The 10,758-nt window shown below is 47.3% G+C and carries 8 protein-coding genes and 1 pseudogene; all 9 read right to left on the reverse strand.

Annotated features, from left to right (window positions below):
* Positions 1 to 1,857, reverse strand: a pseudogene (locus VFW36_RS05960) (hypothetical protein); the annotation flags it as partial.
* Positions 1,858 to 1,935: 78 nt separating this feature from the next.
* Positions 1,936 to 2,634, reverse strand: coding sequence for a cytochrome b/b6 domain-containing protein (locus tag VFW36_RS05965; protein ID WP_329657897.1), 699 nt, complete (start codon positions 2,632 to 2,634; stop codon positions 1,936 to 1,938).
* A gap of 10 nt (positions 2,635 to 2,644) precedes the next feature.
* Positions 2,645 to 4,420 carry a nickel-dependent hydrogenase large subunit gene (locus VFW36_RS05970; protein ID WP_329657898.1) on the reverse strand — a complete coding sequence of 592 codons (1,776 nt, stop codon included), beginning with the start codon at positions 4,418 to 4,420 and terminating at the stop codon, positions 2,645 to 2,647.
* Positions 4,413 to 5,648 (reverse strand): hydrogenase small subunit, encoded by a 1,236-nt coding sequence (locus VFW36_RS05975; protein ID WP_329657899.1) that lies wholly within the window; start codon positions 5,646 to 5,648, stop codon positions 4,413 to 4,415. The genes VFW36_RS05970 and VFW36_RS05975 overlap by 8 nt, the downstream gene beginning before the upstream one ends.
* Positions 5,649 to 5,878: 230 nt before the next feature.
* Positions 5,879 to 6,484, reverse strand: a complete 606-nt coding sequence (locus tag VFW36_RS05980) for a pentapeptide repeat-containing protein (protein ID WP_329657900.1) — start codon at positions 6,482 to 6,484, stop codon at positions 5,879 to 5,881.
* 23 nt (positions 6,485 to 6,507) lie between these two features.
* Positions 6,508 to 7,803, reverse strand: a complete 1,296-nt coding sequence (locus tag VFW36_RS05985; protein ID WP_329657901.1) for a nickel-dependent hydrogenase large subunit — start codon at positions 7,801 to 7,803, stop codon at positions 6,508 to 6,510.
* Positions 7,790 to 8,686 (reverse strand): hydrogenase, encoded by an 897-nt coding sequence (locus tag VFW36_RS05990; protein WP_329657902.1) that lies wholly within the window; start codon positions 8,684 to 8,686, stop codon positions 7,790 to 7,792. The genes VFW36_RS05985 and VFW36_RS05990 overlap by 14 nt, the downstream gene beginning before the upstream one ends.
* On the reverse strand, positions 8,667 to 9,260 hold the full coding sequence (locus tag VFW36_RS05995) for a TetR/AcrR family transcriptional regulator (protein WP_329657903.1): 594 nt from the start codon (positions 9,258 to 9,260) through the stop codon (positions 8,667 to 8,669). The genes VFW36_RS05990 and VFW36_RS05995 overlap by 20 nt, the downstream gene beginning before the upstream one ends.
* A gap of 34 nt (positions 9,261 to 9,294) precedes the next feature.
* Positions 9,295 to 10,758: nickel-dependent hydrogenase large subunit (locus VFW36_RS06000; RefSeq protein ID WP_329657904.1), on the reverse strand; the 1,464-nt coding region annotated here is incomplete at its 5' end.

The raw sequence follows: 10,758 nt of genomic DNA on the forward strand, positions 1-10,758 counted from the left end.
AGGAGTTGCCTTCAAATTTCTCTGTAGACGGCTAAAGAGCGACTGTCCGGCAAAATAGGTGCCGCATAGGACAATATCGGTCGCTTTAGTTTTCCCTTTTATCTCGGTGAGCAGTTCGCTGAAATAGTCTCCGAAAGATTCGAAGATAGAATAGCTTAAATAAACTGAACCGACACCCGCAAGGCGGTAACTAATGATACTCGCCAAAAATGCGACATGGTTGAAACGGTTATCCTCCACCTTGGTATCGATCTGGAGTCCCCCTTTGCCGATGAACTTCAATGCCTCTTTTACAACTCCCTCGAAACTCTCCTCTTCGAGTCCCAAAATCATCGCTGTCGCTTCAAAAAGATTCACATTGCTATTTTCGATTCTCACCAAAATTTCATGCAACTGCGGATGGTTTTTTTCGACACTCTCGATAAGCCGATCCGACCCTTCGCGTAATCCTCGCATCGCTTCGATGATACCGCTCCCGCTGAAGTGTTTCGGCGGGACGACCCGAATCACTTTTTTGCCGTCATAATAGAGAAACGACGGTTCCCCCTCGAAATAAGCACCCACGACTTTGGTTCCAAATTTGTTATGCTCGGCGATCACCGACATAAATGAAGCTTCATCGGCACTAATCGGATGAAAGTTAGCCGATTCTACGGCAGGTGTTTCAGAATCCAATTGATTGACTTTCAGCGTTGATGCACTCTCAAAGCGACCGATTTGATCGAACAGTACCCCTCGTTCATCTTTGATCCCGACAAGACCATGCGCGATACTGAGGGTATCAGCCCCATACGCTAAACGAGACGGAAACGAAACCCGCTCCCCCGAAGCGATAAATTTAATATCCTTGTTGATAAACAATCGCATATCGCTTTGAGTGTTGATCTCCAGATCAAAATCCATCACAAAATCAGCTTCGCACGGATGTTCTAGCGATTGATACGTAATAAAATCGATCCCCAAAAGGGTTAGCTCTTTAGCAAGAAGGATAGAGAACCCCTCATCAGGGTATTTGACATCCACCGAAGTTCCGAATGTCTCGCGCAGAGCTTCATCTTTGAGTGCTACGTGTAAAATCGGACGCTCGATACTGAGTAATGCGTTAAACTCATCATTGATGAGAGAGCAATAGTCGGTGATTTTCATCGCATTAGAGAGCATCAACACAGAGCCTTGAGGAAGCTTTTCACGACGCTCAAACAACCGATACCCCATCGTTGTTTTCATGAGCAATGTTTTACCATCGCGCAATGCTTTGGCAGCAACTTCAAATAACGTTCGAAAACTCCCCGCATCGTTCGCATAGCGCTCTTTATCTTTGTGGATCAGTTTTACGGGGATACCGCAGGTGTGACAAGAGTTTAGAACCTGCTTTTCACGACGCCCGAGAGTTTTGCCTTCCTCGTCACATGTCGGACACGGTTTTACATATTTCAATGCGCTGTTTTCACGCGCATAGGGATAATGCTCAAAAAATGCGTATTGCCCGCCGCAAAGGGTGCATTGGGTAAAAGGGTAATAGTAGCGTTTTGAGGAGGGATCGAACATCTCTTTTTGACACGAAGGGCATAATCCGAGTGACACCGGATACTCCACCTCGAAATCAGGTACCCGCTCAGGTTCCCCCTCTAACTCATAGTGTTGTGAACTGCTCATAAAACACGAAGCGGGAAGTGTCGCGGCAATCTGTTCCAAACACCCTTGCAATTTCTCATCACTCTCATCAAATGCACAAATAATTTTGTTTTTTTGCTGATGAACAACCGCTTTGATACCGAAACTTCGGATGATCGAAATAAGATAATTTTTAATCGTGGGTTGTGTAAATGAGGTCATCACCTCTAATGCGAATGCCATAGCCGTCCTTTGCTCTCTTTACTCACCCTCTCGAAAGAGAGTGAACAAAAAGAGTCACGGACATTTGTCCGTGAGCTTTTATTCTTTGACGAATTTCGACCCGCCGATAACGATCGCGATGTCCGCCTCTTTCCAGAAAATGGTTCTCCAGATTTGGTAATAGATATGAAATACTACCCAACAAATGATCAACCACATCGTCGTATGATGTGAAATCCGAACATCCATCAAAGTTCCGCCCGTAACCGGAATCGTCCAGTCAGTAACCAAATGAAGCATCCACGGCCACCATGCTCCGATAGAGCTGATTCCTGAACCCAATCCATGTACATACAACTGTAGCCCTGTGAAAAGCATCCAGATGAGTAGTATATGAAAAATCGTAAAATAGACGGTATTGAAACTGTCCGCATGAGATGAATCAAACTCTTTTTTACGATTGAGTGTCAATAGATTAACCAAGACCGCTTTAAACTCGCTAACATTTTGAGCGTTTGGAATTAACTTCTTGTACGGTTTTTCAAAACGGCTGAAAAAGTATAGATACGCGATAATCACCGATGTTACATCGAATAAAATCGCAATAATAAAGTGCCCGTAACGATTCCATGCCATCACGTATTTATCGACAGCACCATCAGCTATGAACGTTTGATAGTACGGATGACCGATGTAAAGCCCTGTTACGACGGCACCAATCATACAAATCGCATTCACCCAGTGGATGATGCGCATTGCGGGTGTCATACGTTTGACTTGTTTGTACCCCTGTTTCATGATTGTCTCCTTAGATACTGCAAGAGGTATCTACTTTGTAAACAGCAAGCTCTTTACCTTTGGTATCGACAACGTGAACCGCACAAGCGATACAAGGGTCAAAACTGTGGATGGTACGGATAATCTCCAACGGTTGTTCAGGGTTGGCTACTTTCGTCCCGATCAAACTCGCTTCATACGCACCCAGACGATTTTTGTGATCGCGAGGAGCCGCATTCCATGTGGATGGAACGATTGCTTGGTAGTTCGCTACTTTTCCATTTTCGATACGTACCCAGTGACCGAGTGCTCCACGAGGAGCTTCCGCCATACCGCGACCTTTAGCACTTACGCTGACGGCATCAAAATCAAACTCCGTCCATGTACTTTTATCACCTGATAAAACGTTTTTAGCGAGTTCATCGATCCACTCAACCATTACATCCGCCATAAGTTCCGTTTCAACGGCGCGAGCCGCAGTACGTCCAACGGTACTAAAGAGGACTGTAACCGGAAGATTACCCCGTTTGAGGAAGTTAGTCACGTATTTGGTAATACGCTCATCTTTAGCCGCAACACCGATAACCATACGTGCCAACGGTCCTACTTCGACGCGAGCATCGTTATAGATCGGTGATTTGATCCAGCTATATTTCTCTTTGGTTTTGAGATACGCGTTTCCGTCTTCTTTACGATCCAATCCTGTATATTCAGGGATGGTTTCCCCATCATACGGATGGAGAGGCTTGGTGCCTTTATACCATGAGTGGGTCACGTCTTCCATGATTTTTGCTTCATCCAACGGAAGGACTTTGGAGATGTCTCCACCCATCACAACCCCTTTAGGGAAGAGAAGTGCTGATTTATAGAATCCTGTATCATCGAGACGGAAATCTCCGTAACTCATAAAGTTGAGCAATCCGCCGCCGGTTCCACCGACCCCTTTGCCCCCCATCAACTCACTGAAAGTTGCTTTAGAATCTGTTGCTTCACCCGCATACATGGTTCCCGCCATGTAAACGTCCGGCAAGTAGGCTTCTTTGACAAATTTAGTCCCTTGAAGAAGGAGCGATTTGAAAAGAGCCAAACGTGCAGGGTTTTGAATATCTTGAACACACGTTACCCCACCGACAACGATGGATTGTGGATGCGGGTTTTTACCCCCGAAGATCGCCTGCATTTTTGCCATATCGCGTTGAACGTCAAGTGCCAACAAATAGTGGGCAACCCCGATAAGGTTTTGTTCCGGAGTAAGTTTATAGTGAGGATTACCCCAGTAACCGTTTCCGAAAATCCCCAAACGTCCTTGTTTGACAAATTTTGCCACACGTTCTTGGATCGCTTTAAATTCGCTCTCACCGTCGATAAACGGTGTTGAGCCCGCTACAGTTGCCCATTTGCGAGCTTCTGCCGCTGTTTTAGCCGGATCGGCTGAGAGTGCGGAAACAACATCAACGAAATCGAGCGCATGGAGATGATAGAAATGGACGACATGGTCATGCACATACAACGCACCTTGGATAAGGTTACGAACGATACGGGCATTTTTAGGGATGGTAATGTTAAACGCATCCTCAACCGCTTCGATAGAACGTTGATAGTGAGTACCGGTACAAACACCGCAAATACGCATCGCCAACAATCCGCAGTCACGAGGGTCACGCCCTTGCAAAATCGTTTCAATACCACGGAACATCGTCGAAGCACTGTACGCGTCTACGATTGTGTTGTTATCGTCGATAACCGCTTCAATACGTAAATGCCCCTCAATACGGGTAATCGGATCTACTACAATATGTTTACTCATGGCTCTCTCCTTCTTCTCGTTTACCTGCTACTGCGCTCGCTGCGGCGTGAATCGCGATACCGATACCGGCTGCGGTCAACATGCCCAAACCGAATTCATCAACGGTTTTTTCAACGCCGCCTGTCGGTGCTTTGATTTTCGCATCCGCCATCGGACGTTCATACGCATATTTATCCCAGAAATCGGGTTCCGAACAACCGATACATCCGCGTCCTACCCCGATAGGCCAGTTGACCGCTTCGTTATAACGAACGATAGAACAGTTATTAAACGTCATCGGTCCTTTACATCCCATTTTGTAGAGACAGAAGTTGTTTTGCGCACCGACATCTCCCCACTCTTCTACGTATTCACCCGCATCGAAGTGTGCACGACGTTCGCAGTTATCATGGATACGATAACCGAATGCAAATTTAGGACGGAGAAGTGAATCGAGTTCAGGCACTTGTCCCGTCAAGACATAATGCAAGATCACACCCACCATATTGGCAGGGTTTGCCGGACATGCCGGAATATTGATAAGAGGTTTGTTTTTGACAACGTCCATAACCCCGACCGCACCGGTAGGGTTCGGAGCAGCAGCAGGGATCCCTCCGAATGTCGCACAGCTTCCGACCGCGATAACCGCCGCCGCATTTTCGGCACAGCGAACCAAGTGATCATGGAATGTCTCACCTTTGATCCCGATGGTTCCGTACTGACCGTCCATACCCATAGGGATAGCACCCTCTACGAAAAGGAGGTATTTACCTTTGAAATGTTCCATCGCTTCATCGAGTTGTTTCTCAGCCTGATGCCCTGCCGCCGCTTGGAGCGTTTCATGAAATTCGAGGGAGATGATGTCGAGGACAATCTCATCGATTTTCGGTCCATCGGCACGTAAAAGAGCTTCGGAGTTACCCGCACAGTCTTGAAGTTCCAACCAAATAACAGGAGCGCGATTCATCATCACCGCCGCGTCCGCAACCAGCGGTGTAAACATCGGAGGAAGCATCAACATCGCTGTCGTTGCACTCGCCCATTTCATAAACTCACGTCGATCAATCCCGTTCTCTTCTAAAAGATCGGTAAAATCGAGTTTGTTCGCTGGTGTTTGAGAGCGCATCTCGTTAAGACGCGCCTCACATTTTTCGAATAGGTCTTGATAATACGTATCACCCTTGTTCGTTTCGACGCGCGAACTTTTCGAAGTGAACAGCTTTTTAACCGCTTCTACTCTATCGGACATAATCCCCTCCTCAAATATTTAATGAACAATCATTCAGTATTCTACGACTGGATAACTTAAACGAATATTTAAAAGATAAAATTTATTTAAAAAAAGTGAATACTTATTCAGTTTTGGAACAAAAAGATACATTTCGTAAAAAATCAAGCAATAAAAAAATATTATTTTTCTCGAAAGAGTTAGTAAAAAGTAAGTTTTAAAAAAGTTATCTTAGAGAAATGATGCAACTGTCAATCAACCAGCACAATCCCCATCGATTCGAGGAGAAACAGCGCCTCATAGCGGTTGAAGATCGCCCCCTTGAGATGGTTAGAGCGTACATCGATAGAGGTGTTGGAGGAGTCGGTGAAGTTGGCACCTTCGAGGTGGGTATTACCGAACAGCGCTCCTTTGAAATCGCTCAAGCTAAAGTCTGCTTTTTGAAACGTTCCGTTGCGAAAATCAACCTCTTTGGCTCGGCACTCCCGCATCACCAACCCTTCCAAATTCAGACCGAAAAAATTGCTGTCATTGAGTATGCATTCACGAAAATGCAAGGGATCGGCATTGAGTAAACTCTTCCAATCCGCCATCGTCCAATCGATCCCGATCATCTTGCACGAGACAAACTCGACATCGCTCATTTTGGTGCTGGTGAGTTTCATCAGGCTCAGATTGCAGTTTTCGAAACGGCATTCGGTAAATTTGCAAGAGGAGAAAAAGGTCTCGCTAAAATCGCACGAGACGAAGGTGCAATCATCAAATTCAGCTTTGGTGATCTTTTTGCCATGGAGATCAACGTTTTCGAATTTTTCGGCGAATACGTCCATGGTGTCGGTAATTATGTTAGTTGGCATCCATTGACCTGAATATGATTATTTTAATGCGTCGTACACACCGAGCAAACATCAAAGGTGCGAAAGATGAGTGATGCTTTCGCTATCGATTCCGCTCCTATCATCGCTCTCTGTGCCACACCGAGATTCGATGACGTTCCGTTTCCAAGATTCCACTGCGTCGGGGTGATGATCGAATATTCTACTATTTTCCCCCGCTCAATTCGGGCACGGTGGATCAGCGATCCGCGTGGTGCTTCGACGATCCCTACCCCAGAGCCGCTGATACTCTCGATGTGAGAGGGAGGGATAAATGAGGGTTGCGAGAGATCGAGGGATGTGAGCAACGAGCGAACATGAGCTATCAATGTTACCATCTCATCGATACGGGCACTCAAGCGTGTCATGGCACAATCGCCGTAGCGCTGATAGAGTGATCCGATCCCCTGCCGTTCAGTGATGAGGGCACGGGCAAGTGGCCCCGTCTCATAAAATACCCCGTTATATAGGGCATTTTTGGCGTGCGTTTTACCGCCGTGAGCAAAGATGTGAGAGCTGTCCTCACTCACGAACGCAATATCGGCGGAGCTTCGCTCACCGTTGTCGAGTGAGCCTCCATTATCCGCTAAAACTAAAAACCGTCCGTGGCTTTTTCCTGAGTTTAGCAGATTTAACCGCTCAAACCGGTGCAAGAGTTTTGAGAAATCCCCCTCCAGCGCGCGGTGCGAATCGCTTTTTAGATGAAGCTCGAACTTCTCTAACGGGCACCCCAAAACCTCTTTGGCAACGAACTGCTCTACCTCACTGAGGATTTTCAACGCCTGCATCACCTCGATATGGGTCGGATCGCACGTCACCCCTCCGGGGATGGCGTAGGAGCTGTGCGGCCATTGCCCGCTGAAAAGGGCGCTGAGTTGGTTGATTTGTGAGGTTATATAAAGGGCTTTAAGCGACACATTTGCCTCTTCTCCCAAGAGCTTACCGCTCTCATGAAGCATGACGAGATAGAGCCATTTGATATGGTTTTGGATCAGTTCGCACTCTAGGGTGATTTCGCGAATCGCACGGGCTTTGGGGCTAATGGTGAGGGAAAATCCCGCATCGATGTAGACGTTCTCGATCATCCGCACCGCCGCGATGAGATGGGAGTGTCCGCAGATACCGCAAACGCGCGGAGCGATTACCAAGGCATCGAGGGCATTGCGCCCCTCCAAAATAGCCTCCATCCCCCGAAAATGGACAAATCGGATGTCAGCTTCTTCGACGGCTCCGCTTTTGTCGGTTTTAAAATCGAGTACCGCTTCCCCCTCGATCCGCTCGATCAGTTCATGCGTTATCATCGATCAATTTCCCCTCAAGCCGTTTGATATGAAACGATTTTGCCGCCCCTGCGAGTGCGAGATAGCTTCGCTTCGGGATTCCCAGCGGCATATCAGCGGGGATCGACATATAGGTTTTGGTGCTAAAGAGCTCCGTTCTGGGGAAAGAGGGTTCGGTACATCCGACGCACGGTGTTCCGGCACGGGTTTTAGAGCTCACCTCGTTCCAGAGTATCTTGTTACAGCTGCCGTGAGTAAAGGGGCCTTGGCACCCTTGGGCGTAATACAAGCACCCCTCTTTGGTACCGAAATGTTCACTGTCCACTTTCCACTCGAAATACTCGTTACGCAGACAGCCGTTGTGGACGAGATAGCCGTAAAGCTCTTTGGGACGGCGATATTCATCGACACTGATTTTTTTTCCCTGAACGATCATATCGATCACAAAACTAAGCCATTTGGGATGGATGGGACATCCGCTGAGGGTGATCACTTTTTTACGCATATAGTGCAAAGGACCGCTCTCCTCCTCTTTATCAAAAAGTATCCCGCTGATATGTTCGGGGGAAGACTCTTTGAAAATTCCTCCGAAACTCGCACAGCTACCGAGGGAAATGATATGTTTCGCTTTCAGGGCGAGACTCATCAAAAGGCTCTCCATCGTCACCTCAGCACGTTCAAAATCGGCTCGGTATGCCCCCTCGAAAATCAGAATATCCGATTTTGGAAGTTTTTTAACCAGTTCTTTGAGTGTTTTTTTACACGGAAGGATCGGGTGGTGGATAAATTCGATCGAATCCAACAACCTTCCCAAAGAGGGGTCGTTTAAAAACGAGTGGGTGTTGCCGTTGCAGGTGATCCCCTGTAACCAAATGACGCGGAGTTTAGCGGGATTTGAGGGCATAGTAGATATTTTCGGCGATAGTGTGTTCGTAACTCTCCAGCGGTTTAGGGAGGATATTTTCACCGTTGATAAATACCATTCCCCCTAGATACCCCATAAAGAGACCGAATGCACTGAAAAAATCCTGATCTCTCAGATCACCCGATCGAACCCCCTCTTCGAAGAAAATCATCATCTCGGTCACAAATGCGGAGACACAAATCATCCCCTCACAGCTATTTTGAAACACTTCACGGTTAGAGAGATAGACCCGTAAAAAATACTCGATGGTCTCGGGTCGATCTTTCGCGATCTTAAAGTACATATGGACAATCGCTTCGATTTTTTCTTGGGTAGTACGATCGCTTTCGTTAATCTTACGGATCTCTTCACCCAAAATATTGGCGATATAGAGGATGAGATCTTTGGCTAGCATCTCTTTGGAGGTAAAATAGTTATAAAGATTGCCGACACTCATCCCGATTTTTTCGGCGATGGTGGGCATGGTCGTTTGGTAAAACCCCTCTTTGGAGAAAAGCTCCAGTGCTTTACTCATGATGGAGATTTTACGTTCTTCTTTTGTGGGACGTGCCAATGTTGTTACCTAATTATGAAATTTGTTTTCGTAATTATAGCGAACACTGATTCATAATTTTATACTGCGACAACTCTTTCCCTGTTGCATCGATCACATGAACCGCGCACGCAAGACACGGATCGAATGAGTGAACCGCGCGTAACACCTCTAGCGGTGCGGACGGATCGGCAAGTTTAATCCCGATTAACGACTCCTCATATGCTCCGCGTCCCTCTTTGGCTCCCTTGGGTGAAGCGTTCCAAGTTGTCGGGACAACCGCCTGATAGTTGGCGATTTTGGCATCTTCGATACGGACAAAATGCCCCAAAACCCCGCGCGGTACTTCGAAAATCCCCGCCCCCCTCGCCTCACGAGGAAGCTCTTCAAACACGTATTTTGTCCATGTCGTCTCATCGTAGTATTTGATATTTTCGATCAAATCACTCATCGTATCAAACAGATAATCGCAGCAGATTTGCGCTTCGACCGCCCGCGCCGCATTGCGCCCTATCGTCGTGGAGAAATCGATCAGCTCCATCCCCGAGCGCTTCATAAATCGCTCCATGTACGGACGAACTACGGGAGAATTTTGGACATATCCCATAATCATACGAGCAAGAGGTCCCACCTCCATCACTTCGCCATCATAGCGGGGTGCTTTGACCCACGTGTATTTTCCCTCGGTCTTGAGAGAGCCGTCATCGTTAAGATCGGTATAAAACGGTGTCGTATCTCCCTCATACGGTGAAAGGGGAGCATCGTTTTCATACCACGAGCGCGACGCCTCTTCGGTGATTTTGCTACTATCAAACGGCTCGACACTCTCAAAATTATGCCCTTTGATAACGCCGCTTGAAAATAGGTGCTGATCTTTACCGAATCGGTATCCGCCGCAGCACATGAAATTCCCGACTGCTCGCCCCTCACCTGATTTGATAGAGTCACGATAGGCATTGACGAGCATCACCATATCGGGCACATAGGCACGCTCGATAAAATCTCTCGTCTCTTTGATAATAAACAAAAAGTCGTTCAGCCGTTGTGGGTTGAGCATATCGGCGACGCTTGTCACCCCTCCGACAACGAGATTTTGAGGGTGCGGGGTTTTCCCCGCAAAAATCGCCACCGCTTTGGAGAGTTCCCGCTGAATCCGTAACGCTTCGAGATAATGGTTCATGTGTACCAGATTCTCCTCTGGGCTAAGACGATATGATGAATGCCCCCAATAACCGTTGGCAAACAGTCCCAATCGCCCCGCTTTGACAAACCCTTCCAGCTTCTCTTTGATCGCTTCAAGATGACCGTCGGAGTTGCGATAAGGGTGCTCACACCACAATGCCGCATCTTTGGCGGCTTTCGTACAATCGGCACTGAGCGCACCCGTAATATCGACGAAATCGAGTGAATGGAGGTGATAATAGTGGACGATATGATCTTGGACGAACAACGAAAGGGTGACGAGATTGCGGATAATCTCGGCATTGTGAGGTATCTCAATCTTGTACGCCGCTTCCAC

Source organism: Sulfuricurvum sp., assembly GCF_036279695.1.
In the GTDB taxonomy this organism is placed as follows: Bacteria; Campylobacterota; Campylobacteria; order Campylobacterales; family Sulfurimonadaceae; genus Sulfuricurvum.